The following is a 24,870-nucleotide window of genomic DNA, read 5'->3' as shown; positions in this document are numbered from 1 at the left end:
GGAACCCGCGCCACCGGTCCGCCCGGCGCACTGATCACCAGGGACCGGCCGCTTCGGCGGCGGGGCGGAGTTGTCCGAAAACACGTCAAGGCGATTGACGGAGTGTCAGGTCGGCCCGACCGACGTCCACTCCCCCGCCCTGTCGGCCCCAACCCGAAACCCGCGCGACACAACCCGTCCCGGCCTGGCACCATGGCGCCCATGACCACCCGCCGAAAGGCCGATGCCGCGTAACCGCCCGCGCGCCCTGCGCGCCGGAGGAGTGCAAGGAGCTCACGGAGCCCGCGCCCGGGCCTGCGCCCCGCCGCCGCGCATCCACGGGCTCTCCGCCCGCGCCAGCCTCGCCGTCCACCGCATCGAGGCCCGCAGCGACAGCTGGTACCTCACCTCCGGCGCCACCGACCGGGCGCTGCGCCGCTTCCGGGCCTTCCTGCACCCACCGGGCCGGCGCCCGCTCTACCCGCAGGAGTCGATGGTCACCTCCTGTCCCGGTTGCGCCTTCGACGACGTCCGGCACGCCCGCGACGTGCTGCAGGAAGTCCTGGACCGGCTGCCGCCCCGCGCCCGCGCCGAACTCGCCCGCCTCGTCCGGCCCCTGGACACGGCACTGCGCGACCGCACCCTGCCCGACCCCTTCGCCCACCGCCGCCAGTGGCGCACCGAGTTCTGGTGGTACCGCCGCCTGGCCGACCCCTCCTGGGAATGACGGCCCGCGCAAGCCCACCGCGGGTACGGCGGCCCGCGGAGTCGCGTGCGCTCGCGCCCGTGCCGGCACGGCGAGACGACGCGCGACCGCTCAGGCGACCGGAGTGGCCGCGCGGTCCGGTCGGCCGTCGGCGGGCTCGCCACCCTCGGAGGCGCCGGTCGGCAGCTCCGCCGCGCCCAGCCCGGACTTACCCGATCCGCGCACAGCCGCCGACCGGGGCCGCTTCCGCCGCGGGAGTCGCGCCTCACTGACGAGGACGCCGAGGATGATCAGCACCGCGCCGAGGATCGCCGGCCCGGGGAGGCGATCGCCGGCCAGGCGGCCGACGATGCCGCCCCAGACGGGCTCGCCGGAGTAGATCAGCGTCGCCCGTACGGCGGGCACGGACTGCTGCGCCCAGTTCATCGTCAGCTGGATCACGGCGCTCGCGGCGCCCAGCCCCACGGCCGCGGCGAGCCAGACCCAGGAGAACGCGGGGAGCGGCTCGCCGGCCGCGGGCATGGCGAGGAAGGACAGTGCGCTCGCCGTGAGCAGCTGGACGACGGTGATGCGGCGCAGGTCGACCCGTCCGGCGAACCGGCTGATCAGGACGATCTCGCCGGCGCTGGCCACCGCCGAGCCCAGGGTGGCTAGTTCGCCGGCCCCCCAGGCCGCACCGCCCACGGCTCCGGGCCCGGCGAGGAGGATCAGCCCGGTGAGGGCGCAGGCTATGCCGAGCATGGCGGCGGGCTTGGGCGGCCGGCGCAGGATGATCCACTGCAGCAGCGGGACCAGGGGGACGTACAGCGCGGTGATGAAGGCGACGGTGCTGCTGCTGACGGTCTGCAGGCCGAACGTCTGGAGTGCGTAGCCGAGGAAGATCGTCACCCCGACCGAGACTCCGGCCACCAGCTCCCTGCGGTTCAGGCCCCGCAGGGCTTTGCGGAACACGAGTAGGGTGAGCAGCCCGGCGGTGGCGAAGCGGGCGCCGACGAAGAAGAGAGGACCGCTGTGGCGCATGGCGGTGTGCACGATGAGGAAGGTCGTGCCCCAGAACATGGTGATGGTGACCAGGGCCAGGTCGTGATGGCCGAGGCCCAGGACACGGCGATCCCGGCCGGGGAGGCGGACATGGGGGAAGCGGGGGAAGTGCACCATAGTGCACATGCTAAGGGCACTATGGTGCACACACGCGAGGGGCGGTCCGACGTCCTGGCGTTCGTCGGCGAGAACCTGCGCCGCCTGCGCCGCCAGGCGGGGATGAGCCAGGCCGCCCTCGCGGAGGCGTCCGGGATCAGCCGCCGCATGATCGTCAAGCTGGAGGGCGGCGACACCAACGTCAGCCTCGCCAGCCTCGACCGGCTGGCCGAGGCGCTCGGCACCACCATCGTCGACGTCGTCAGCGACCCTGCCGAGCGAAGCCGCCGCCACATCGAGGCGGTGGCCTGGCGCGGCGGCCGGCCCGGCAGCGAGGCGGTCCTACTGGGCAGCGTGCCCGCCCGCAGCGGTGCCCAGCTGTGGCGCTGGACGCTCGGCCCCGGTGACCGGTACGCCGCCGAGCCCGACCCCGAGGGCTGGCACGAGATGGTCACGGTGACCGAGGGCCGGGTGCTGATCGACCTGGCGGAAGGCCCGGTGATCGTCGAGGCCGGCGGCTACACGATCTACAGCACCGCCCAGACGTACGCCTACGCCAACGTCGGCGACGGTGTCGCGCGCTTCATCTGCACAGCGGTGGCGTGATCCCCGTACGGGCACGGCGGCCCCGGAGCGACCCACCGAGTGCCGGGGCGGCTACGGGGCCGGCTCGCGCAGGACGGCCGAGGCGAGTGCCGCGTCGAGCGCGCCGACCCCGGTGAGGTCGGCGACCGTGATCGCACCGTCCGGCCGTTCGATGGGCCGTTCGAGCAGGAGGCCCAGGGGAGTGTCGCTCGTGCCGGTCGTGGCACCGGCGCGTACGGCGTGGCCGAAGTCGCCGTGGTCCAGGCACTGTTGGTGGTCGTCGGTGGCGATCAGCGCCGCGCGGGCGAAGAGCGCCGCCGGCAGTTCGTTCTTGTGGGGCATGTCGGTGCCGATGCCGGTGACGTGCGCGCCCGCGCGGACGTGCTCGGCCCGTAGGACCGGGGCGGCGGCCGGCGTGGTGGTGACGACCATGTCGGCCGCGGCCGCCTCCTCGGCCGCGGCGGGCCGGGCGTGCAGCCCGAGGGCGTCGAACGCCTCGCACAGCGACCTGGCCCTTTCCGGGCTGCGGCCGTGGACGAGCACCGTGTCGACCGGGCGGAGCCGGGCCAGCCATTCGACCTGGAGGCGGGCCTGTTCCCCGGTGCCGAACACGGCGAGGGTGGCGGCGTCGGGCCGGGCCATGGCGTGGGTGGCCAGGGCGCCGGCGGCGGCGGTGCGCCAGGCGGTGAGCAGGCCGCGGTCGTCGAGGATCGCCCGGATCTCGCCGGTTCGGGCGCTGACGACGCAGACCAGGCCGTGGTTGGTGGGCAGGCCGGCGGCGGGGTTGCGGTAGAAGCCGGTGGCGATCTTGACGGTGAAGTCGGGCGCGTCGGTGACCCAGCCGGCCTTGACGTGGCAGTCGCCGTCGGCGTCGGGGAACCGCAGGTGCACCGGTGGCGGCACGGTGGTGCGGCCGTGGGCGTGGGCGATCAGCGCGTCACGAACGGCGGTGAGGACCAGCTCCGGAGTGGCGGCGCGCCTGATCGCGGCGGTGTCGAGGACGGGCGGGGTCACCGGTTCGCGCGCAGCCACTGGGAGAAGGCGGCCAGGCCCGCCTCGGGGTCGGCGCGGCCGACGCCGATGCGGAAGCGGTCGGTCGGGGTGGGGGTGAGCTCGGAGCGGTAGATGCTCGCGGGCAGCAGCAGGACGCCGGCTTCCTCGACCAGTCGGGTGCAGAACTCCTCGACGCCGTCCGGGCCGAGGTAGCGGGGGTAGGCGACGCAGCCGCCGTCCGGGGCCCGCCACTCGAAGAGGTCGGGGTGCTCGGCGAAGAACGCGTCGAAGAGCGGCAGGTTGGCCGCGATGAGGGCCCGGTTGCGGTCCAGGATCGTGGTGCGGGCCTTGAGCGCGATGCGGGCCAGCACCTCACTGGGGGCGGAGTTGCAGATGGTGGTGTAGTGCTTGGCCCGCTCCAGGCGGGACAGCAACTCCCGGTCACGGCAGGTGATCCAGCCGATCCGCAGGCCGGGCAGGCCGAGCGACTTGGAGGTGACGTTCAGCGACAGGGCGCGCTCGGACAGGTCGGCGGCCTGCGGCAGGGTGCGGGCCGTGTCGCGTTCCAGGCCGCGGTAGACCTCGTCGCTGAACAGGTGGATGCCGCGCTCGTCGCACAGCCGCGCCAGCTCGGTGAAGTCGGCGGCACTGATGACCTTGCCGGTGGGGTTGTTCGGGAAGTTCACCGAGACGACCCGGGTGTTCGGGCGGATCGCCGCCCGGATCTCGTCGAGGTCCAGGGCCCAGTCCCGCTCCGGATCCAGGGCGACGCCGGTGACCTCGCACAGGGCGAGCGGCACGGTCTCGGCCGCCTGGTAGTTCGGGGTCACCACCACGGCGTGGTCGCCCGCGCCCAGCAGCACGTTCATCGCCAGGTAGAGGGCCTCCTCGGCGCCGGCGAAGCAGATCACGTCGGCCGCGTCCGCCCGCTCGTACATCCCGGCGATCGTCTCGCGCAGGGCCGGGTCACCGTAGGTCTCGGTGTAGCCCAGCGACAGGTTCTCGAACGCGGCGCGATCCTGGTCGTCGGCCAGCGCGAGCAGCTCCCCGAGGGTCATGGTCTGCACGTCGGAGGCGGTCAGGTGGTGGCGCGCGGTGAACTCCCAGCGGGAGAAGTAGGTTTCGAGGCGGAAGTCGGGCAGCCGGGTCATCGGGGGGTGTCCTTCGTACTGGGGGTGCGGAGTTCGGCCAGCAGGCCGTAGAGGGTGGAGCGGGAGACGCGCAGGGCGGCGGCGACGACGGGGGTGGCGCGGCGCACGGCGAAGACCTTGGCCTCCTCCAGCCGGGCGAGGACGGCGAGGCGGTCGGCGCGGGTGAGCCGTTCGACGGGGCGGCCGCACTCGCGCACGTACGCGCCGACGATGTGCTGGACGCTCTCGTTCCAGTCCTGCTCGAACAGCGGCTCGGGCCGCGGCGTCGTCGGGGCGCCGAACGCGGACAGCACGGCGGCGGCCCGCTCCAGCGGCGTGCGGTCGAGGTTGACGCACAGCACCGCGGCGGCCTTGCCATCCGGGTCGCGCAGGACAGCGCTGACCGAGGACAGCCGGCGGCCGTCCGCGAGCGTCTTCTCGTACGGACCGAACACGTCCCGCGCCGACGGGTCCAGCGCGTCCAGCTCACCCAGCAGCGAAGGGTCCCCGGGGCCGCGGGAGGTCATCGGGTTCCAGATCGCCAGGACCCGGTCGGTGTCCGGGTCGTGCAGGACGACCTCGGCGTACGGGCCCAGCAGCAGCGCGACGGCCCGGCCCACGGGCGCCCACATCCGGACCCGGGGGTCTGTGCTCTCTTCTGCGGTCTCCACTCTCTGGACTATACGTCCATTCTGGACGGACAGTCCAGAAGGAAGTCCGATCGCTTTCAGGACCGCCGCGTGACCGGGCCGGGAGGGTCAGACGCCCGGGGCGCGCCCGACGGTCAGGAGCGAGACGTCCAGCGGCAGCTCGTGGCTCGTGAGGAGCGTCAGCCCGGCCCCGGCGAGGAGGTCCCGGTACTCCGCCCGGGTGCGCTCACGGGCCCCGGGGAGCGTGACCAGCATGTGCAGGTTCCAGGCGAGCGCGAGCCGGTCCTCGTCGCCTTCGGGCATCAGCCGTTCGACGACCAGCAACCGCCCGTGTCCGGGCATCGCCCGCGCGACGGCCCGGAGCAGGGCCAGGCAACGGTCGTCGTCCCAGTCGTGGAGGACCCGGGACAGCAGGTAGACGTCCGCGGTCACCGGCACCTCGGCGAAGAAGTCGCCGGACACCAGCGTGCAGCGGTCCAGGAGGCCCAGCTCACCGAGGTGGCGGCGGGCGTCCTCGATGACGTGCGGTGCCTCGAACAGCACGCCCCGGACGGAGTCGACGGCGCGGAGCACCTCGGCGAGCAGCGAGCCCTTGCCGCCGCCGATGTCCGCGACCACGCGGGCCCGGCCGAAGTCGAAGCACTCCGGGACGGCACCGAAGAACGAGGTGCCGGCGGACATGGAGCACTGGAAGGTCCCGCCCAGTTCCGGATGGGCGGCCAGGTACGCGAACAACGGCGCGCCGAAGACCTCGCCGAAGGCGTCCCGTCCGGTCCGCAGCGAGTACAGCAGGCTTCCCCACGCCCGGTAGAACGGCCCGCCGTACATCAGGGCCAGGCCGCGCATCGAATCGGGGTGGTCGTCCGCCAGCAGCGCGCCCGCCTCGGTGAGGGCGAACCGTCCGTCCTCGGTGCGGCGCAGCAGCCCCAGGCCCACGAGGTAGGACAGCAGCCGGGCCAGCGCGCCGGGGTCGGTCCCGGTCAGTTCGGCCAGCTGTCGCGCGGTGGCGGCGGACCGGGCGAGGTGGTCGGCGATCCGCAGTTCGGCCACGGCGTGGAGCGCCTGGGTGCGCCAGGCGCCCGTCAGCAGGTGCAGGACGGCGCGGTGGACCCGGTCGTCCGCGGTCGAGCCCCCTCCGGGCCCGACGTCATCGGTCATGGCGCAGCTCCCGATCCGGTGACCTCCGGGCCCGCCCCCGCACCTGTCCGGCGGGCGACCGGCCGCGAGCAGACCAGCCTGCCGGGGGTCGTGCCAGCACACTGTCACGGCCGCGCGGGCGGCGGGCTCCCCAGCGTGCCGAAGGAGTGAACACGGACGGAGCCGCGGCCCCGGGCCACTGCCGACGGTGACGCCGGAGCGGGGGGATCCCGCTCGGACCGGGGCCGTCGCCAGCGCCCTGGGAGCGGGACCGCGCCGTCGCGGACAGGCTCGTCGGCACCGGGACGCGGACGGCCGAGGCCTCCGGCACGCTCCTGTCGCCACGAGCGGGCCGGTCCGTTTCGGTCACTTGCCGCCGCGCAGGCATGGCACGGTCCGGCGTCGGATAGACACTCTCGGGCACCAAGGTGTCCCTCGGGCAGCGTCCGGATGAATACAGGGGGGTGTATCCGCCCATGGTGGATGTCACGGCGGTCGACGCGCAGGTGCGGGGGTTCTCCGAGCGGGGCTACCTGGTGCTGCCGGGCTGGCTTCCGCACGGCCTCGTCGAACGCCTCGCGCGTGAGGTGGACTTCTGGGTGGACGCCGGGTGGCGGCAGCGGTCGATCGACGCCTGCCTGCGTCCCGCCGACACCGCGGCGCCCCGGGTCGTCGAACTGGACCTGGACGCGCACGGCGAGTTGGCGGTGCATCCACCGCTGCTGGATCTGCTCGCCCGGGCCGAACTGCTCGGCGACTCCTACGTCTTCCACCATCTGCACAGCGACCGCCGGCCCTGCGCCGGCGGCGGGAAGAGCTGGCACCACGACTACGAGCAGCCGGCCGAAGGCGGCCGTCGGCACCCGATGGTCCACGCCCTGCACTACATCCGCGGCCTGCGCCCCGGCATGGGCGCCCTGGTGGTCCTGCCCGGCTCGCACCGGGAACACCTCGGCAAGGACGCCCACTGCCACCTGGGCACGGACGAGATCCCGGGAGAGACGCTGATCGACGACCTGCCGCCGGGATCGACGGTGCTGCTGCACTCCGCCCTCTTCCACACCCGCCGTGCGCCCGCCGTGCCGGAGGCCGGCCGACGCTACATGATCGACGCCTCCTACTGCCGCACGGGCGTGCTCTGGCCACCGGTCAAGCCGTACTGGCGGCAGGTCCTGGCCGTCGCCCACCGCAGGGGCCTGGCCCGCGACCGCTGGCCGGAACTCTTCGCCGCACGGCACTTCACCGAGTACGTCCCGGCCGTGAGGACAGGGGCATGAGGGTCCTGGAGGCCGTGCCGCTCCATGGCCGGGCTACCCCCGGCCGACGTACGGCATGGAGCTGGGCATGACCAGGACCGACTGGATGTTCACCCCGCGCGGCAGGGCGGCCATGGCCCGCACCATGTCCACCACGTGCCGCACGTCCATGGTGGGCTCGACCCGCAGCGAGCCGTCCGCCTGCCGGACGGCCGGCTGCGGCCGGTCCTCGGGGGTGACGTTGCCGATGTCGATCTGGCCGCAGGAGATGTCGTAGCGCCGCCCGTCCAGGGACAGCGAGCGGGTCATCCCGGCGACGGCGTGCTTGGCCGCGGTGAACGCGATCGAATCCGGCCGCGGGACCTGCGCGGAGGGGGCGCCGTTGTTGATGATCCGCCCGCCCCGCGGATCCTGGTCCTTCATCAGCCGGAAAGCGGCCTGCGAACACAGGAAGGTGCCCGTGGCGATGGACCCCATGACCCGGTGCCAGTCCGCCACGCTCACCTCCTCGACGGGGACGTACGGCATGACGTCGGCGGCGTTGTTGAACAGCACGTCGAGCCGGCCGTACCGGCGCGCCACGGCGTCGAAGAGGGCGTTCACCGCCTCGGGGTCCGTGATGTCGGCGGGCATCGGCACGGCCCGGTCGCGCTGGTCGGCCGGGGCGAGGGCGGCGGTCTCCTCCAGCGGCGCGGTGCGGCGCCCGACGAGCACCACCGTCCACCCGTCGGCCAGCAGGCCCAGCGCGCAGGCCCGCCCGATGCCGCGTCCCGCTCCCGTGACGACCGCTGTGCGAACGACCACCTGACATCTCCCCTTCCCGTCCCACGGCCCCACCCGGGCACGCCGGTCATCCGAGCGTGCCCACCCACCCAACCCTCGAATCGGGAGCAGCACATGATTGGCGACATCCAGGCGCCGGACGGCACTGACGGCAGCCGCCTCTGGTACGAACGGGCACGCAACTCCCTTGCGGGCGGCATCAGTTCCTCCGCCCGGCTGACGTCCACGGGCCCGCACCCGTACCCGCTGTACATGGCCGAAGGCCGTGGGGCGCGCATCCGGGACGTCGACGGCAACGAGTACGTCGACTACCTGGCCGCCTACGGCAGCGCCGTCCTGGGACACGCGCCCGCCGTCCTCACCAAGGCCCTGGAGCCGGTGCTGCACAGTGGCACGATGTTCGGCACCTGCAACACCGTGGAGGTCGAACTCGCCGAGCTCATCCGGGAGATGGTCCCGTGCGCGGACCTCGTGCGGTTCGCCAACTCCGGCAGCGAGGCCGTCCAGGGAGCCGTGCGCGCCGCCCGCGGCCACACCGGGCGGGCGAAGATCCTGAAGTTCGAGGGCCATTACCACGGCTGGACCGACGTGCTGGCGGTCTCCAACCGGCCCGCAGCGGACGAGGCGGGCCCGTACGACCGGCCCCACGCCGTGCCGCACTCCCCCGGCATCCCGGACGGGGTGGTGGACGACGTCGTGGTCTGCCCGTGGAACGACCCCGACGCCCTGCGCGCCGTGCTGGACGCCCACCGGGGCGACCTGGCCGCCGTCATCTGCGAACCGATCGTCGCCAACAACGCCTGCACGATGCCCGCGCCCGGCTTCCTGGAGATGCTGCGGGAGGAGTGCACCCGCCGCGGCATCGTACTGATCTTCGACGAGGTCTGCACCGGCTTCCGCACCGCGCCCGGGGGCGCGCAGGCCCTGTTCGGGGTCGTCCCCGACCTCGCGACCTACGCCAAGGCCCTGGGCGGCGGCCTTCCCATCGCCGCCTTCGCCGGCCGGCGCGAGGTGATGGAGCCCCTCGCCACCGGCCACGTCAAGCACGGCGGCACCTACAACGCGTCTCCGCTGTGCGCGACCGCAGCCCTGGCCACCCTCCGGGAGCTTCGGCGTCCGGAGGTCTCCGCGCACATCGACGCGACCGGCCGCCGGATCGCGGAGACCATCCGCCGGGCCGCCCGCGACCACGGCGTACCCTGCGCCGTCCAAGGCGTCGGCGCCATGTTCCAGGTCGTGTTCACCCCCGGGGGTGCCCCGACCACGCGGTACCGGGACCTCCTCGACGCCGACACCGCCCGCTACGCGGCCTTCCGCCACGAACTGCTCAAGCGGGGCGTCCACGCCAACGCCTACGGCATGGCCTGCTGGTTCGTCTCCGCCGCCGTCACCGCCGACGACCTGACGGCCACCTGCGAGGCCGTCGAGGAGGCCTTCGCCGCCATGGCCGACGGCTGACCGGCGCTCGCCCCGCGCACCCTGGCGCGCCCCCGGCCGATAAAGTGATCATGTTGTGACGACACGTCACATTCCACTGTCGAGAGGGTGTTCAAGATGCTGGTCGACTGGCCCACCGAGACGTTCGTGTTACGCCTGCACCGCATTCCCGGCCTGGTGGCGGGCGCCGCGGCGGGGAGCCCGGAGGGCACCCCCGTGGTGCTCGGGCCCGAGACCGGCGGCGAGGGCGATCGGTGGGTGGCCGAGCGGTTCCGGGTGATCAACCACCGGATCCGGCACGCCGCCACCGGCCTCTACCTGACCGCCGAGGGGACGGGCCGGGGCGCCGCGGTCACCCTGCGGCCCAAGTTCCCCGACACCGGCAGCGATTCCTCGTACTGGCGGCAGGCGTGGCGGGCCTTCGTCCAGCGCGACACCGGTCGGCTGATGGCCCTCCACGACTCCTCCGGCTGCCTCCTCGGCCTGGCCGACCCGGCTGCCGAGCGGCCCGGCGGACCGCTGGTCCTGGAGAAGGGCGCCGGGGCCGAGGACCGGTCCTGCACCGCCTGGGCGCCCGCGCCCGTCCCGGCACCGGAGCCCGCACCCGCTCCGGCACCGAAGGCCACCGACCTCCCGGTGGGGACGGGACGGGTCCGGGTGCCGGCCCGCCGCTACGAGAAGCACGTGCGGACCATCGAGCAGATCTTCGACGAGACGAGCTTCCGGGAGGTCCCCGGCGAGCTCCTCACGCCGGGCACCCGCATCGAGACCTTCGCCTTCGACCAGTACTCCCAGGGCGACTGGTACAAGGAGGGGCGGGAGGGCAGCCTCGTGACCTTCACGGACAGCTACGACACGGCGGGCGCCGTGCGCAGGGCCTTCCACCGGCTGACGGGGGAACCCGCCCGCTACGTGGACTCCGCGGAGGTCGACGTCCACTACGTCCCGCCGAAGCTCGTCGCCCGCACCAACTTCCCCGCCGCCCTCTGGGACGACTACAGCGGCGCCCTCGTCCGGACGCCGTACCGGCTGGCCAACGGGCACGGCTTCTACCACCAGCCCGAACGCCGCGAGGGCCTCTACTTCCCCAAGCGCGACGGCGCCGGCACCGTCGTGCAGTGGAACAAGACCTGGATCGCGGACAACGACACCACGTCCAAGGTCTTCCTCCGCTTCGACGGCCGCTACTTCATCGACCAGATGGACATCACCTGGGCCGACGACGAGAAGCACTGACCCCGGGACCGGAGGTACGGTGTCAAGGCCGATCGGGCCCGCCGCGAGTTCCCGCGCCACCTCGCGAGAGCGGCCGCGAAAGGAAGCCGCCGCGGGGTGCGGATTCCCCGATCCGGGCAGCCGCTCGACCTGGGAGGAGGCCGCTCATGGCCGCACGGATCGCCTACCGGCGGATCTACGAGGAAGCCTCACCGCAGGACGGCCGGCGGGTGCTCGTCGACCGGGTCTGGCCGCGCGGGATGAAGAAGGAGGACGCCCACCTGGACGAGTGGCTGCGGGACGTCGCCCCGTCGACCGGACTGCGCCGCTGGTACGGCCACGAGCCGAGCCGGTTCCCCGAGTTCCGCCGCCGCTACCTGGCCGAACTGCGCGACGCCGGACACCGTGAGGCGGCCGGTCACCTGCGTGACCTCGCCGCCCACGACAAGGTCACGCTGCTGACCGCCACCAAGGACGCGGACCACAGCCAGGCCGCCGTGCTCGCCGCATGGCTGGCCGGCGCCGGCCGGTCCGCGGCCGACGCTCCAGGAGAATGAGGAGGCACCGGACGATGGCCGAACTGACCGTCGAGGACGGCGACTTGGTACTCCGACTCTCCTGGTGGGAACGGCTGGTGACCGGCGCCGCGCCGGTTCGGGCGCCGCTGACGGCCGTCGAGGGCGTGACGGTCCAGCGCGAGCCGTGGCGGGCGTTCCGCGGCTTCAAGGAGCGGGGGCTGCTGATTCCCGACCGGCGGTGCCTGGGCGTCTGGCGGCATCCCGGCGGGCGGGACTTCCTCGCCCTGCGCCGCCCGCGCGCCGGCGAGGCCGTCGTCCAGGTCGACCTGCGCCGGCCCTCCCCCTTCGCCCGGATCGCCGTCCAGTCCTCGCACGCGCCGCAGACGGCGGCCGAGCTGCGCCGCCCCTGAGCGACCGGCGGTGCCCCCGGGCCGGCCGGACGGACGTCGGCGCCGTGGATCATCGACGAGCCGACCCCTTCCGCCCGCGCGTACGGTCCGGGGTCACAGCGCCGCCAGGGCCTCCTCCAGGTCGTCCAGGCCCAGGGAGCCCTGCCGCAGGGCCTTCATGTGCCAGCGCTTGAGGTCGAAGTCGGCGCCCAGTCTGCGCCGCGCCGCCTCGCGGCCGGCCAGCCAGGCGCGCTCGCCGAGCTTGTAGCCGATGGCCTGGCCGGGGCAGCCGAGGTAGCGGACGATCTCGCTGTCCAGGTGGGCGGGCGTCAGGCCGGCGTACTCGCCCATGAAGGCGGTGGCCGGCTCCGGGGTCCAGCGCTCGCCCGGACGGAACGGGGAGTGCGCCGGGATGGCGCTCTCCAGGTGCATGCCGATGTCGATGATGACGCGGACGACGCGCATCATCTGCTTGCCGAGGTAGCCGAGTCGGCGTGCGGGGTCGGTGAGGAAGCCGAGCTCGTCCATCAGGCGCTCCGCGTACAGCGCCCAGCCCTCCAGGTTGGCGCTGATCCTGCCGAGGGTGACCTGGTAGCGGGAGAGCTGGTCCGCCGCCGCGGTCCAGGAGGCGAGTTGCAGGTGGTGGCCGGGAACGCCCTCGTGGTACCAGGTGCTGACCAGGCGCCAGGTGCGGAACCGCTCCTGGGCGTCGCCGTTGGCCAACGGCAGGTAGGTGCGGCCCGGGCGGCCGAAGTCGAGGCTCGGGCCGATGTAGTGGGGAGCGGCGGCGCTGCCCGCGGGGGCGATCCGGGTCTCGACCCGGCGCAGCGGGCCGGTGATGTCGAAGTGGCTCCCGTCCAGCGCCCCGATCGCCTCCTCGATGACCTGCTGCAGCCAGGCGCGCATCCGCTCGGCGCCCCGCACGGTGTGTCCGTGCTCGTCCAGGTGGGCCCGGGCCTGCCGGACGGTGGCGCCGGGCAGGACGCGCCCGGCCTCGGTGCGCAGTTCGGCCCGGACCCGGTGGAACTCCTCCCAGGCCCAGTCGTAGGCGTCGTCCGGGTCCAGGTCGGCGCCGGTGTACTGGCGGGCCGTGATCAGGTAGCGCTCGCGACCGACGGCGTCGGGAGTGCCGTCGGCGGCGGGCCGGTAGGTGTCACGGAGCCAGTCGCGGAACGCGGCCACGGCGGCGGTCGCCTCCCCCGCGGCCGCGTCCAGTTCGGGGCGCAGGCGCTGCGGCGCCGGGGCCACGAAGTCGGCGAACCAGCCGGGACCGCCGGACGCCTCGCCGGTCCACGCGGTCAACTGCTCGGCGAGCACGTCGGCCTGACGGGGAGCGGCGAGCAGCTTGCGGGCGATGCCCTCGGCCAGGGTGGCGCGGTAGCCGTCCAGTGCGGCGGGCAGGTTTCGCAGCCGGCCGAGCACCGGCGCCCAGTCCTCGTCGGCTTCGGTGGGCATCATCGTGAAGATGCTCCGGAGCCGGTGCACCGGTGCGTGCAGGTTGCGCACGGCCCGGAAGTCCTCGCCGGCCTCGTGCATCCGCACCCTGGCCGTCAGCCGTTCGCGCAGCAGTCGGGCGCAGGTGAACTCGGCGGGGTCCCCGTCGGGCCCGACCTCGGGGAGGGCGTCGAGCCGCGCCAGCGCCTCCCGTACGAGCCTGTCCTCCTCCTGGACCCCGTCCGGTGACAGGTCGGGCATCCGGTCGTCGCTCGGTTCCAGACCGAGGGACGTGGCGGTGACGGGATCGTGTGCGGCGACCCGGGCCACGTGGCCGTCGGCGATCCGCCGTGGGGTCATCACGTGCTCTCGCATGGTGTCCTTCTCGCTCGTCCGGCCTCGGACGGTGAGACCGCGTCCCTTCGACGGAGACCGGTGCCGGGGGTTCGGGAACTCGATGCGGCAGCGGCGCGGCCGCGGTGGCCGTACCAGGCTCGCACGGGACCGGGCGTCTGTCGTCGTACCGGGCCACGCGATCGCGCTCGGCGAGCGCTACCGCGTGGCCCGGTGGGGGCGCGGCCTACTTGACCGAGCCTGCGGTGAGTCCGGAGACCACGTGCCGTTCGATCACGGCGAAGAGGACGACCACCGGCACGATGGCCACCAGCGAGGCGGCGAACACGTAGTTCCACTGCACGCTGTAGGCGCCGATCATGTTGTTGATGCCGACGGTGAGCGGTTGCCGGTCGGGCGAGTTGGTGAGGGTCAGGCCCATGATGAACTCGTTCCAGGCCGAGATGAACGTGAAGATCACGGCGGTGACGACGCCGGGCAGCGCGAGCGGCAGGGTGACGCGGAACAGCGCGCCGAGGCGGCCGTTGCCGTCGATCATCGCGGCCTCCTCCAGCTCCATCGGGATCGAGCCGATGTAGGCGCTGAGGATCCAGATCGCGAAGGCCAGGTTGAAGGCGGCGTTCGCGAGCACCAGGACGATCGGGGTGTCCAGCAGGTCCAGCGCGAAGAACTCGCGGTAGAGGCCGACCTGGAGGGCGGTGGGCTGGAACATCTGGGTGACCAGCACCAGCAGCAGGAAGGCCTTGCGGCCGCGGAACCGCACCCGGGCGGTGTAGTACGCGGCGGGCAGGGCGACCAGCAGGACGAGCAGGGTCGAGCCGCCGGCCACCAGCAGGGTGGTCTGGAGGTTCTGGCCGAGGGTGGTCTCGCTCCAGACCTCGGTGAAGGAGGAGAAGTCGAACTGCGTCGGCAGGTAGGCGTTGTCCCGCAGCTGGCCGGCCGGGCGGGCGCCGGTGATCAGCATCTCGACGTACGGGAGCACGAAGAGCGCGGCGAGGGCCCAGGCCAGCGCGGTGAGCAGGACGGTCCGCGCGCGCGGGCGGCGCGTCAGCGGTGGCGGTTGAAGGGTGGCCATCAGCTCTCCTCCCCGTTCCAGCGGCTGACCTTGAGGAAGACGATCACCATGAGGATCACGACGACGAAGTTGACGACGGACATGGCGGCGGACTCGGCGACGTCGTAGCCGCGCAGCATGTACATGAACACGGTGGTGGTGGCGGTGTCGGCGTTCGGGCCGCCCTGGGTCATGCCCCAGATGACCGGGAACGAGTTGAAGACGTTGATCAGGTTGATCACCAGACCGACCAGGAAGGCGGGGCGCAGCAGCGGCAGGGTGACCTTGCGGTAGGTCTGCCAGGGCGTGGCGCCGTCGACCCTGGCCGCCTCGTAGACCTCGGCGGGGATGGTCTGGAGGCCGGCCAGCAGGGTGTAGGTGGTGAACGGCAGGGAGACGAAGACGGCGACGAGGACCAGCCACGGCTTGGCGTGGGCGGCGTCACCGAGCCAGGCCTGCGGGTGGTCGATCAGGCCGAGGTCGAGCAGCAGCCGGTTGAACACGCCGGCGACCTGGTCGAGCATCCAGCGGAAGCCGATCGCGGTCATCAGCACGGAGGCGGCCCAGGGGGCGATGAGCGCCCAGCGGGTGACGCGGCGGCCGGGGAAGTTCTGGTTGAACAACTGGGCCAGTGCGAGCGAGATCAGCATGGTCAGGCCGACGACGGCGACCGTCCAGACGGCGGTCCAGGTGAGCACCGCGGGCAGGCGGGGGTCGCTGAAGAGCTTGTGGTACTTGACCAGGCCGGCCGGGCCGTGGTCGGTGCCGGTGGTGTCGATCCTGCGCAGTGAGGTGGTGACCATCTCGATGACCGGCCACACGACCACGCCGAGGATGAGCAGGACGGCCGGGGCCAGCCAGGGCAGGGGCCCGAGCCGTTCGAACAGGGGGCGGCGCCTGGGCTTCGGGCCTGCGGGCGGGGCCGGCCGGGCGGAGGCACCGGGCCGGGCGTCGGTCGTGCTGGGAAAGGACACGGTGGGGATCCCTTGTGCGCTCGTCCGGGTCACTCGCCGGCCTGCTGGGCGACCTTCTGGAGCGCGTCGAGGGTCTTCTTCGGGTCGCTGACCGCGGTGCCGATCTGGGTCTTGACCTGCGCGGAGACGGCCGGCCAGGTCGGGTCGCTGAGCGGGTAGAAGGTGGCGGTGGGCAGGATCTGAAGGAACGGCGCCAGGGCCTTCTCCTCCGGGTCGGCCTGGAGGGCGGTGAGCGCGGACTGGGTGACCGGCAGCAGGCTGTACTCCTTGTCGAACCTCACCGCGTTGTCCTTGCCGTAGGCGAAGTCGAGGAAGGCCTTGATCTGGTCCTTGTGGCCGCCCTTCTTGAAGGCCATCATCCAGTCGGCGACGCCGAGGGTGGCCTTGCCGGTGCCGTCCTTGCTGGGCATCGCGGTCCAGGTGACGTCCATGTCCTTGACGTCGTTCAGCTGGGTGGGGATGCCGTTGAGCATGCCGACCTTGCCGGAGGCGAAGTCCTTGGCCAGGTCGGTGCGGTTGACGGCGGCCGGGCTCTGCTCGGTCAGTCCGGCGTCCACCCAGCTCTTGAGCTGGCCGAAGGTGTCGATGTTGGCCTGCGAGTTGATGGTGTACTTGCCCTTGGCGTCCTGGTAGCCGCCGTTGTTCTCCAGCATCCAGATGAACGACTCGCCCTGCGCCTCCTCCTTGCCCAGCGGCACGCCGAGCGGGATCTCCACCCCGGCGTTCTTCATGGCGGTGGCGGCGGCGGTGAGGTCGGCCCAGGTCTTCGGCGGGTTGGCCGGGTCGAGGCCGGCCTTCTTGAAGAGGGCGTTGTTGATCAGGAACATCCGGGCGCTGGAGATGAACGGGATGCCGTACTGGGTGCCGTCCTGGACGCCGGCGTGTGCCATCGCGGGGAGGAAGTCCGCCGTGGTGCTGCCGGAGAGGACGTCCTGGGCCGGGTAGAGCTGGCCGTTCTTGGCGAAGTCGGCGTAGCCGCCGGTCTGCAGGATGTCCGGCTGGTTGCCGTTCTGCACCATGGTCTTGACCTGGGTGTCGATGTCGTTCCAGTTGATGACCTGGAGGTCGACCTTGATCGTGGGGTTCTGCTGCTCGAAGGCGGAGATCACGCCCTGCCAGTACGCCTGGGTCGGGTTCTGGCCGTTGGAGCCGTAGTCGGCGGCGACGAACTTGATCGTCGTCACGCCGTCGGCAGAGGTCGAACCGGAGGCCGAGCCCTTGCTGCATCCCGACAGCGCGAGTGTTCCGGCCACGATGGCCGCCGACAGGGCGAGAAGACGCTGCTTCATCTCTGATACCGCCTTTGCAGCTGGGGCCGGCCCAGCGGCGGCCCGAGTGGGGGATGGTGCAACTTGCGCGAAGGTGCGCTATGCCATCGACATTTGCTCAACATCGAGCAGCAGCGCGAGTCAGAGTTTGCCTCGCCGTCATCCCGGCAAGCCAGCCGCGTTACCGAAGCGTTGCAGTCGCGCTTCGGCGGAGCGATGGCGCGAACCAGAGTCTTGACGGAAGACGGCGGACCGCCCGAAGCTGCTCCGCGAGTGAGTGAAGCTGCATCATTCGCCGATCTACGAATCAACTTCGATCAAGCTGGAAGGGATCCCTCACACCTTGACCAGACGACTCCTGTCACGCCGGGCCACGTCGCTCGCCGCGACGACCGCCCTTCTCACCGGGGCCGCGCTCGGCGCCACCCCCGCCGCGGCCAACGACGGCGTCAGCGCGCCGGCCGCCAACTACACCGCCTCGGCCGCCCCCCACGGCCCGGTCGGCGCGCTCCCCCCGATGGGCTTCAACAACTGGGCGCGCGCGCAGTGCACTCCCCAGGCGCCGCTCGACGGTTCGAACCCGCTCGACTACTCCTTCCAGCAGTACATGCAGGACAACGCGAAGGCGCTGTCCGACACCGGTCTGATCGCGGCCGGCTACCGGACCGTCACCGTCGACGACTGCTGGATGTACCGCAACAGCGCCGGCTACCTGCACGGCGCGCTGAACTGGGGCGGCGCCACCGACGTCCGCGACGCGACCAGGCAGCCCGGCTTCGACCACGAGCTCACCGGGTACGGCGACTACCTGCACAAGCTCGGTGCCGAGTTCGGCATCTACGAGACCTCGGGCACCCACACCTGCTCCACCGCCACACCGACCGCCCCCAACCAGTCCAACGGCAGCGAGTACCACGAGCAGGACGACGCCGACTCCTTTGTCTCCTGGGGGGTGGACGAGCTCAAGTACGACAACTGCGGCGACCAGGAACCGGTGCGGACGCTGGACACCCGGATGTCAGGCGCCCTGCGGACGGCGGTCGACGCCGCGAACAAGGCCGGCAAGCCCACCCCCAATGTGATGTTCAACATCTCGGCCCCGGCCGGCTACGGCAACGGAGCGGCCAAGTTCGCCGCGATGCAGTGGGTGCGTCCGCTCGGACAGCTCTGGCGCGTGGGCCCGGACATCTACAACGACTACGACAACGGCGCCTCCGACCCGTGGAACCAGCCGCTGGGCCGGCAGTCCGGGTACAACTTCGGTGCCTACCAGAGCTTCGACAACTCCCTCGAACTCAGCCGCTACCAGGGCCCGGGGAACTGGAACGACGCCGACATGCTGCTGATCGGCGACAACGGCATGACCACGGCCGAGGAGCGCAGCCAGATGTCGCTGTTCTCCGCCCTGGCCGCGCCGCTCGTCATCTCCACCGACGCCCGCAAGTTCGAGCCCGCCTACCTCGCCGCCCACCCGGCCGAGGCCCCGCACCTGAAGGCGTCGATCGGCATCCTCTCCAACTCCGAGGTCATCGCCGTCGACCAGGACCGGCTGGGCGCCGGTGGCTACCGGGTCGTAGGCGGCGGGGCCGGTGCCGACGGCACGCCGGCCGCGGACCAGGGCATCGACGTGGTCGTCAAGCCGCTCGCCGACGGCAGCCGCGCCGTCGTGGTCACCAACAAGGGGGCCGCGAGCGCGAACTACACCCTGGACCTGGGCGCCATCGGCTTCAACGCCACCGGCGGCAAGTACACCGTCCGCGACCTGTGGGCGCACAAGACCGGCACCTCGACCGGCACCGTCGCGCTCACCGTCGGCTCGCACGACAGCGCCATGCTGAAGGTCACCCCGCCGAAGGGCTCCACCGCCACCCCGCGGGGACAGATCACCGTGTCGCGTGACGACTGGGGCAAGGCCTCGCTCTGCCTGGACAACTACCGCTCCGGCACCGCCGCCGGCAACCCGGTCGACGTCTACCCCTGCACCGGCGGCGGCAACCAGCAGTGGCAGCTGAACGCCGACGGATCCGTCCGGCTCCTCCAGGCCGGTGCGGCCGGCCTCTGCCTGACCGCGCAGGACGGCACCACCACCGGGGCGCTCAACGGGCAGCAGGGCCAGTGGGTCGGCGTCGCGGCCTGCGGCTCCTCCCCCGGCCACCAGACCTGGAGCTACAACCGCGACGGCAACCTGAAGCTCGCGGGCACCGGTTCCTGCCTGGACGTCTACGGCGGCACCACGACCACCGCCGGTACGCCCGTCGACCTGTACCCGTGCGGGGCCGCACCGGACGCGATCCAGACCAACCAGACCTGGGCCGCGCCGTTCGACACCCCGCCGGCGGGCTGACCGGACGTCGACCGCCTGCCGCGCGGGCGGGTCCGGCGGAACCCGCCCGCGCAGCAGGCCCCGGTTCACGTGCGGGCACTACACGCGGTGGACCTCTACCCCGCGGGCCGTGAACCGTTCGACCAGCTCGTCGGGGGCGTCGGCGTCGGTGACGAGCGCGTCGATCGTGCCGGTGTCGCAGACCTGCGCGAACGCCCGCTTGCCGAGCTTGGTGGAGTCGGCCACCACGACGACCCGCTCCGCCCGTTCGGCCATCGCCCGGTTGGCGCTGGCCTCGCCCTCGTCGTGGGTGGCCGCGCCGAACCGCGGGTCGACGGCGTTGACGCCGAGGATCGCGCAGTCCAGCGAGATCGCCTGCAGCACCATGGTCGCCAGCGGGCCGGTCAACTCGTAGGACTGGGGCCGGGCCACGCCGCCGGTGACCACGGTCTTCACGTACGGACGCACCGCCAGCTCGTTGGCGATGTTGATCGCGTTGGTGACCACGGTCAGCGTCGGCGGGCTGCCGTGCCCGGCCAGGTCGGTACGGGTGGCGAGCTCGCGGGCCACCTCGGAGGTGGTGGTGCCGCCGTTGAGCCCGACCACCGCGCCCGCCGGGACGAGTGCGGCGGCGGCCTTCGCGATGCGCTGCTTCTCGCCGGCCTGGCGCGCGGTCTTGTAGCGGAGGGGCAGGTCGTACGCGACTTCGCTCAGCACCGCGCCGCCACGGGTGCGGGTCAGCAGCTGCTGGCGGGCGAGCTCGTCCATGTCCCGGCGCACGGTGGCCGCGGAGACGCCCAGCAGTTCGGCCGCCGTCACGACGTCGACCCGGCCCCGATCGCCGAGGATCTCCAGCAGCCGCGACCATCGCTCATCCGGGCTCATCATCACTCCTCGACTCGGCCGTCCCTGGTCACGAGCCTATCCGCCGGTCATCGCCGACCGGGTGCCGCGATCTTCTCGATGAGATCAGTATTGCTCAGAGATGACGCGTTGAGCTATGAATAGAGCAGTTTCAAGCAGATGCTTGCAGCGTGAAGCAAGTGCTCGATGCGGACCGATCCCCGAGCACCACCCGTTCCCCCAGCGAGGAGAGCCTGATGAGTCACGTCGAGCGGGAGATCGCCAGCCAGCCGGAGTGCTGGCGCAAGGCCCTGGAACTGGAACCCGGCGGGCTGCCGGAGCGCGGCGAGCGGGTGGCCGTGATCGGCTGCGGCACCTCGCTCTACATCGCGCAGGCCTACGCGGGCCTTCGCGAGGGCGCCGACCTCGGCGAGACCGACGCCTTCGCCGCCTCCGAGTTCCCCGCCGCCCGCGGCTACGACCGCGTCGTCGCCATCACCCGCTCGGGCACCACGACCGAGGTGCTGGCCGCCCTGGAGCGCTGCGGTGCGACGCCGACCGTCGCGCTCACCGGCGACCTCGCCACCCCGATCAGCACGGCCGCGAACACCGTGGTCGACCTGGAGTTCGCCGACGAGAAGTCGGTGGTGCAGACCCGCTTCGCCACCACCGCGCTGGCGCTGCTGCGCGGCCACCTCGGCCTCGCCCCCGCCGACCTGGCCGCGCACGCCGAGCGGGCACTGGCCGCCCCGCTTCCCGAAGGGGCCACCGAGGCAAGCCAGTTCACCTTCCTCGGGACCGGCTGGACGGTCGGCCTGGCGAACGAGGCGGCGCTCAAGCTGCGCGAGGCCTCCGGGTCGTGGACCGAGTCCTACCCGGCGATGGAGTACCGGCACGGCCCGATCAGCGTCACCGGCCCGAACAGCGTGGTGTGGTTCTTCGGCGAGCCGCCGACCGGACTGGTGGACCAGGTCCGCCCGACCGGCGCCGCGGTGTCGGTGAGCACGCTGGACCCGATGGCCGACCTGATCCGCGCCCAGCGGCTCGCCGTCGAACTGGCCAAGGGCCGCGGCCTGGACCCCGACCAGCCGCAGAACCTCACCCGCTCCATCGTGCTCACCCGGCCGTGAGCGCCACGGCGATCGCCCTCGACGTCGGCGGCACCTACATCAAGGGCGCGGCGGTGGCCCGGGACGGCGGACTCCGCCACACCGCACGCTGGTTCACCCGGGCCGAGCGCGGCCCCGAAGCCGTGCTGGAGACCGTCCTCGACTGCGCCGCCGAACTCGCCGGGCGGTTCCGTCCGGCCGCCGCGGGGATCGCCGTGCCCGGCATCGTCGACGAGGCGGCCGGCACCGCGGTGCTGGCCGCCAACCTCGGCTGGCGTGACCTGCCCGTCCGCCACTGGCTGTCCGAACACCTGGGCATCCCGGTCGCGTTCGGGCACGACGTACGGGCCGGCGGCGTCGCCGAGGCCAGGGCCGGCGCGGGCCGCGGCAGCCGCAACTTCCTCTTCGTCCCCATCGGCACCGGAATCGCGGCCGCGCTGATGGTCGACGGACGGCCGCTCACCGGCAGCCACACCCGCGCCGGGGAGCTCGGTCACCTGGTGGTCCGCCCCGGCGGGGAGCCCTGCGCGTGCGGTGCCCGCGGCTGCGTGGAGACCCTCGCCTCGGCGGCCGCCGTCGCCCGCCGCTACACCGCCGCCACCGGGGAACCGGGCGTCACCGCCAAGCAGGTCGGCGAGCGCGCCGCCACCGGGGACCGCGCGGCCGCCACCGTCTGGCAGGAGGCCGTCGACGCGCTCGCCGACGGCCTGGCGAGCGCGGTCACCCTGCTCGACCCCGAGCGGATCGTGATCGGCGGCGGCCTCGCCCGAGCGGGCGAGCCGTACTTCGGGCCGCTGCGGGCGGCGCTGGCGGCGCGGCTCACCTTCCAGACGATGCCGGAGCTCGTCCCCGCCGAACTCGGCCACGAGGCGGGCTGCTTCGGTGCCGGCCTGCTCGCGCAGGACCTCCTGGACGAGAGGGCGGCGGCGTGATCCTCACCGTCACGCTCAACGCCGCGCTGGACATCACCCACCACCTGCACCGGATGCGCCCGCACGGCAGCAACCGGGTCCGGGCGGTGGCCGAGCGCGCGGGCGGCAAGGGCGTCAACGTCGCCAGGATCCTGCACGCCCTCGGCCACCCGACCGTGGTCACCGGCCTGGCCGGCGGGCTCACCGGCCGGGCGGTCCGCGCCGAACTGGCCTCCGCCGGCCTGGCCGACCGCATGCTGCCGATCGCCGGCGAGTCCCGGCGGACGGTGGCCGTGGTCGAGGAGAGCGTCGGGGACACCACCATCCTGCTCGAACCCGGCCCGGTGGTGAGCGCCGAGGAATGGGCGCGCTTCCTCGGCCACGTGGACACGCTGCTGCCGGACGCCACGGCGGTGGTCCTCTCCGGCAGCCTGCCGCGCGGCCTGCCCGAGGACGCCTACGCCCACCTGCTCCGGCTCGCGCACACCCGCGGCGTCCCGGCGGTGCTCGACGCCGACGGTGCCGCGCTGAGCACGGCACTGTCGGCCGGACCGGCCCTGGTCAAGCCGAACGCGGACGAACTCACCGCGGCCACCGGCCTGAGCGACCCGGTGGCCGCCGCCCGCGCGCTGCACGCCGCGGGCGCCGAAGCGGTGGTCGCCTCGCTCGGCGCCGACGGCCTCCTCGCCGTCACCGCGCAGGGCGCCTGGCGCGCCCGCTCGCCCGAGCGGCTGGCCGGCAACCCCACCGGCGCCGGTGACGCCGCGGTCGCCGCGCTCACCCTCGGCCTGGTCACCGGCGAGCCCTGGCCCGACCGGCTGGCCGAGGCCGTGGCCCTGTCCGCGGCCGCCGTCGCCGCACCGCTGGCCGGCGACTTCGACCCCGACGTCCACCGGGCCCTGCGTTCCCTGGTGGAGGTCCGCCCCTTCCGTCCCTCTCCCCCCTTCGCTACCGAGGAGTCCGTCCCATGCCCCTGAGCGGAACCGGCGTGATCGCCGCCACCGCGGCCGGTGCCGCGCGCGGCGTCGGCGCGTTCAACGTCATCCAGCTCGAGCACGCCCAGGCGATCGTGGCCGGCGCCGAGGCCGCCGGCGCCCCGGTCGTCCTGCAGATCAGCGAGAACGCCGTCCGCTACCACGGCGCCCTCGACCCGATCGGCGCCGCCACCCTCGCCGTCGCCCGCGCCGCCGGGGTACCGGTCGCGGTCCACCTCGACCACGCCACCTCCGTGGAACTCGTCCACCAGGCCGTCGAGTCGGGCTTCACCTCGGTGATGTTCGACGCCTCCGTGCTCGCCTACGAGGAGAACGTGGCGGCCACCGCCGAGGTGGTCGCGCACTGCCACGCCGCCGGCGTCTGGGTCGAGGCCGAACTCGGCGAGGTCGGCGGCAAGGACGGCGTCCACGCACCCGGCGTGCGCACCGATCCCGCCGAGGCCGCGGCCTTCGTCGCCGCCACCGGCGTGGACGCGCTCGCGGTGGCCGTCGGCACCTCCCACGCCATGCTCACCCGCGACGCGGCGCTCGACTTCGAGCTCATCGCACGACTGCGCGACGCCGTCCCCGTCCCGCTGGTGCTGCACGGCTCCTCGGGTGTCGCGGACGAGGACCTCAGCGCCGCCGTGGACGCCGGGATGACCAAGATCAACATCGCCACCCACCTCAACCAGGTGTTCAGCACCGCCGTCCGCCGGGCCCTGGCCGACGACGCCCGACTGGTCGACACCCGCCGCTACCTCGGCCCGGCCCGGGACGCCGTCGCCGCCGAGGTCACCCGCCTGCTCGGCGTGCTCAAGGCGACGGCACCGGCGGCCTGAGCCACGACCGCCGGCCGCAGCTCGCCCTGGGCCGACCTGGCGCAGGCTGTGGAGCCCGAACGGCCGCCCTCCCCGCTGCGGGGAGGGCGGCCGTCGGTGTTGTTCAGGCGGGCTTGACGCGTTGTTCAGGCGGGCTTGATGCGTCGTTCAGGCGGGCTTGACGGTGGAGAACCGCTCGCCGCCGAGCACCCAGCGGCCGCGGCGCATCACGGCGACCAGGTCGTAGGTCCGGGAGTCGACCACGACGAGGTCGGCGAGCTTGCCGGTCTCCAGCGAGCCGATCGAGTCGCTCAGGCCGAGCAGCCGGGCCGGGGTGGCGGACAGCGACTCCACGGTCTGGTTCAGGCTCAGCCCGTTGACGGTGACCGAGCGCTTGAACGCCACGTCCAGGGTGAGGGTGGAGCCGGCGATCGCACCGCCCTCGACCAGCCGGGCCACGCCCGCCTTGACCTCGACCTGGAGCGGGCCGAGCGGGTAGAGGCCGTCGCCCATGCCGGCGGCGCCCATGGCGTCGGTGATCAGGGCGACCCGGCCGGCGCCGGCGGTGCCGTAGGCGAGGTCGAGCACGGAGGGGTGCAGGTGCACGCCGTCGTTGATCAGTTCGACGGTGACCCGCTCGTCCTCCAGCAGCGCGACGATCGGGCCGGGGGCGCGGTGGGCGATGCCGGGCATGGCGTTGAACAGGTGGGTGGCGACGGTGGCGCCGGCCTCGATCGCCTCCAGGGTGGTGGCGTAGTCGGAGTCGGTGTGGCCGACGGCGGCGATCACGCCGAGGTCGGCGAGCATCCGTACGGAGTCCAGGCCGCCGGGCAGTTCGGGGGCGAGGGTGACCATCCTGGCGTGGCCGCGGGCGGCGTCGACCAGTTTGC

General features: G+C 73.1%; 24 protein-coding genes. 12 read left to right on the top strand and 12 right to left on the bottom strand.

Annotated features, from left to right (window positions below):
* Positions 1-262 precede the first annotated feature (262 nt).
* Entirely contained in the window at positions 263-706 is a 444-nt protein-coding gene (locus ACFWP2_RS23920) for a hypothetical protein (RefSeq protein ID WP_380454675.1), read from the top strand.
* A gap of 90 nt (positions 707-796) precedes the next feature.
* On the opposite strand, the gene ACFWP2_RS23915 is transcribed toward ACFWP2_RS23920, so the two are convergent.
* Entirely contained in the window at positions 797-1,843 is a 1,047-nt protein-coding gene (locus tag ACFWP2_RS23915) for a DMT family transporter (RefSeq protein ID WP_380454672.1), read from the bottom strand.
* A gap of 21 nt (positions 1,844-1,864) precedes the next feature.
* Between ACFWP2_RS23915 and ACFWP2_RS23910 the strand changes: the two genes are divergently transcribed.
* Entirely contained in the window at positions 1,865-2,428 is a 564-nt protein-coding gene (locus tag ACFWP2_RS23910; RefSeq protein WP_380454669.1) for a helix-turn-helix domain-containing protein, read from the top strand.
* A 51-nt stretch (positions 2,429-2,479) separates the two neighbouring features.
* On the opposite strand, the gene ACFWP2_RS23905 is transcribed toward ACFWP2_RS23910, so the two are convergent.
* The 4 genes from ACFWP2_RS23905 to ACFWP2_RS23890 all read right to left on the bottom strand — a co-directional run bounded on the left by ACFWP2_RS23905 (position 2,480) and on the right by ACFWP2_RS23890 (position 6,338).
* Positions 2,480-3,439 (bottom strand): ornithine cyclodeaminase family protein, encoded by a 960-nt coding sequence (locus tag ACFWP2_RS23905; protein ID WP_380454665.1) that lies wholly within the window; start codon positions 3,437-3,439, stop codon positions 2,480-2,482.
* A complete protein-coding gene (locus tag ACFWP2_RS23900; protein WP_380454663.1) occupies positions 3,418-4,551 on the bottom strand; it encodes an aminotransferase class I/II-fold pyridoxal phosphate-dependent enzyme in 1,134 nt (377 codons plus the stop codon). The genes ACFWP2_RS23905 and ACFWP2_RS23900 overlap by 22 nt, the downstream gene beginning before the upstream one ends.
* Positions 4,548-5,201 carry a transcriptional regulator gene (locus ACFWP2_RS23895; protein WP_380454660.1) on the bottom strand — a complete coding sequence of 218 codons (654 nt, stop codon included), beginning with the start codon at positions 5,199-5,201 and terminating at the stop codon, positions 4,548-4,550. Before ACFWP2_RS23895 ends, ACFWP2_RS23900 begins: the two co-directional genes overlap by 4 nt.
* 87 nt (positions 5,202-5,288) lie before the next feature.
* A complete protein-coding gene (locus ACFWP2_RS23890; RefSeq protein ID WP_380454657.1) occupies positions 5,289-6,338 on the bottom strand; it encodes a methyltransferase in 1,050 nt (349 codons plus the stop codon).
* A 455-nt stretch (positions 6,339-6,793) separates the two neighbouring features.
* Between ACFWP2_RS23890 and ACFWP2_RS23885 the strand changes: the two genes are divergently transcribed.
* Positions 6,794-7,594 carry a phytanoyl-CoA dioxygenase family protein gene (locus tag ACFWP2_RS23885; RefSeq protein ID WP_380454654.1) on the top strand — a complete coding sequence of 267 codons (801 nt, stop codon included), beginning with the start codon at positions 6,794-6,796 and terminating at the stop codon, positions 7,592-7,594.
* A gap of 33 nt (positions 7,595-7,627) precedes the next feature.
* On the opposite strand, the gene ACFWP2_RS23880 is transcribed toward ACFWP2_RS23885, so the two are convergent.
* Complete coding sequence (locus ACFWP2_RS23880) at positions 7,628-8,377, bottom strand: SDR family oxidoreductase (protein ID WP_380454651.1); 750 nt, start codon at positions 8,375-8,377, stop codon at positions 7,628-7,630.
* A gap of 93 nt (positions 8,378-8,470) precedes the next feature.
* Between ACFWP2_RS23880 and ACFWP2_RS23875 the strand changes: the two genes are divergently transcribed.
* The 4 genes from ACFWP2_RS23875 to ACFWP2_RS23860 all read left to right on the top strand — a co-directional run bounded on the left by ACFWP2_RS23875 (position 8,471) and on the right by ACFWP2_RS23860 (position 11,936).
* A complete protein-coding gene (locus ACFWP2_RS23875) occupies positions 8,471-9,814 on the top strand; it encodes an aspartate aminotransferase family protein (RefSeq protein WP_380454648.1) in 1,344 nt (447 codons plus the stop codon).
* Positions 9,815-9,901: 87 nt separating this feature from the next.
* Positions 9,902-11,029 carry an RICIN domain-containing protein gene (locus tag ACFWP2_RS23870; protein WP_380454646.1) on the top strand — a complete coding sequence of 376 codons (1,128 nt, stop codon included), beginning with the start codon at positions 9,902-9,904 and terminating at the stop codon, positions 11,027-11,029.
* Between the two features lie 146 nt (positions 11,030-11,175).
* The gene (locus ACFWP2_RS23865; protein WP_380454643.1) at positions 11,176-11,565 is read left to right on the top strand and encodes a DUF488 domain-containing protein; all 390 of its coding nucleotides are present in this window, start codon (positions 11,176-11,178) and stop codon (positions 11,563-11,565) included.
* Between the two features lie 14 nt (positions 11,566-11,579).
* Positions 11,580-11,936, top strand: a complete 357-nt coding sequence (locus tag ACFWP2_RS23860) for a hypothetical protein (RefSeq protein ID WP_380454640.1) — start codon at positions 11,580-11,582, stop codon at positions 11,934-11,936.
* 93 nt (positions 11,937-12,029) lie between these two features.
* Here ACFWP2_RS23860 and ACFWP2_RS23855 read toward each other — a convergent pair whose 3' ends face one another.
* From ACFWP2_RS23855 to ACFWP2_RS23840, 4 genes are all read right to left on the bottom strand, one after another.
* On the bottom strand, positions 12,030-13,724 hold the full coding sequence (locus ACFWP2_RS23855) for a DUF885 domain-containing protein (RefSeq protein WP_380454637.1): 1,695 nt from the start codon (positions 13,722-13,724) through the stop codon (positions 12,030-12,032).
* Positions 13,725-13,929: 205 nt separating this feature from the next.
* Positions 13,930-14,778 carry a carbohydrate ABC transporter permease gene (locus ACFWP2_RS23850; protein WP_380454635.1) on the bottom strand — a complete coding sequence of 283 codons (849 nt, stop codon included), beginning with the start codon at positions 14,776-14,778 and terminating at the stop codon, positions 13,930-13,932.
* A complete protein-coding gene (locus ACFWP2_RS23845; protein ID WP_380454632.1) occupies positions 14,778-15,731 on the bottom strand; it encodes a carbohydrate ABC transporter permease in 954 nt (317 codons plus the stop codon). Before ACFWP2_RS23845 ends, ACFWP2_RS23850 begins: the two co-directional genes overlap by 1 nt.
* 29 nt (positions 15,732-15,760) lie before the next feature.
* Entirely contained in the window at positions 15,761-17,020 is a 1,260-nt protein-coding gene (locus ACFWP2_RS23840; protein ID WP_380454629.1) for an extracellular solute-binding protein, read from the bottom strand.
* A gap of 322 nt (positions 17,021-17,342) precedes the next feature.
* Here ACFWP2_RS23840 and ACFWP2_RS23835 point away from each other — a divergent pair, with 322 nt between their 5' ends.
* Positions 17,343-19,343: a ricin-type beta-trefoil lectin domain protein gene (locus ACFWP2_RS23835; protein ID WP_380454626.1), complete on the top strand. Its 2,001-nt coding sequence runs from the start codon at positions 17,343-17,345 to the stop codon at positions 19,341-19,343.
* Between the two features lie 78 nt (positions 19,344-19,421).
* Here ACFWP2_RS23835 and ACFWP2_RS23830 read toward each other — a convergent pair whose 3' ends face one another.
* Entirely contained in the window at positions 19,422-20,207 is a 786-nt protein-coding gene (locus ACFWP2_RS23830; RefSeq protein WP_380454623.1) for a DeoR/GlpR family DNA-binding transcription regulator, read from the bottom strand.
* A 215-nt stretch (positions 20,208-20,422) separates the two neighbouring features.
* Here ACFWP2_RS23830 and ACFWP2_RS23825 point away from each other — a divergent pair, with 215 nt between their 5' ends.
* Genes ACFWP2_RS23825 through ACFWP2_RS23810 form a run of 4 tightly spaced genes read left to right on the top strand, consistent with a single transcriptional unit; the run spans position 20,423 to position 24,001 of the window.
* Positions 20,423-21,295, top strand: coding sequence for an SIS domain-containing protein (locus ACFWP2_RS23825; protein WP_380454620.1), 873 nt, complete (start codon positions 20,423-20,425; stop codon positions 21,293-21,295).
* Positions 21,292-22,206 carry an ROK family protein gene (locus ACFWP2_RS23820; RefSeq protein WP_380454617.1) on the top strand — a complete coding sequence of 305 codons (915 nt, stop codon included), beginning with the start codon at positions 21,292-21,294 and terminating at the stop codon, positions 22,204-22,206. Before ACFWP2_RS23825 ends, ACFWP2_RS23820 begins: the two co-directional genes overlap by 4 nt.
* Positions 22,203-23,162, top strand: coding sequence for a 1-phosphofructokinase family hexose kinase (locus tag ACFWP2_RS23815; RefSeq protein WP_380454614.1), 960 nt, complete (start codon positions 22,203-22,205; stop codon positions 23,160-23,162). The genes ACFWP2_RS23820 and ACFWP2_RS23815 overlap by 4 nt, the downstream gene beginning before the upstream one ends.
* The gene (locus ACFWP2_RS23810) at positions 23,153-24,001 is read left to right on the top strand and encodes a ketose-bisphosphate aldolase (RefSeq protein ID WP_380454611.1); all 849 of its coding nucleotides are present in this window, start codon (positions 23,153-23,155) and stop codon (positions 23,999-24,001) included. The genes ACFWP2_RS23815 and ACFWP2_RS23810 overlap by 10 nt, the downstream gene beginning before the upstream one ends.
* Positions 24,002-24,148: 147 nt before the next feature.
* Here ACFWP2_RS23810 and ACFWP2_RS23805 read toward each other — a convergent pair.
* Positions 24,149-24,870: N-acetylglucosamine-6-phosphate deacetylase (locus tag ACFWP2_RS23805; protein WP_380454608.1), on the bottom strand; the 722-nt coding region annotated here is incomplete at its 5' end.

It is taken from the genome of Kitasatospora sp. NPDC058444, from assembly GCF_042721415.1.
Lineage (GTDB): Bacteria > Actinomycetota > Actinomycetes > Streptomycetales > Streptomycetaceae > Kitasatospora.
This window is presented reverse-complemented; position numbering and strand designations above follow the sequence as displayed.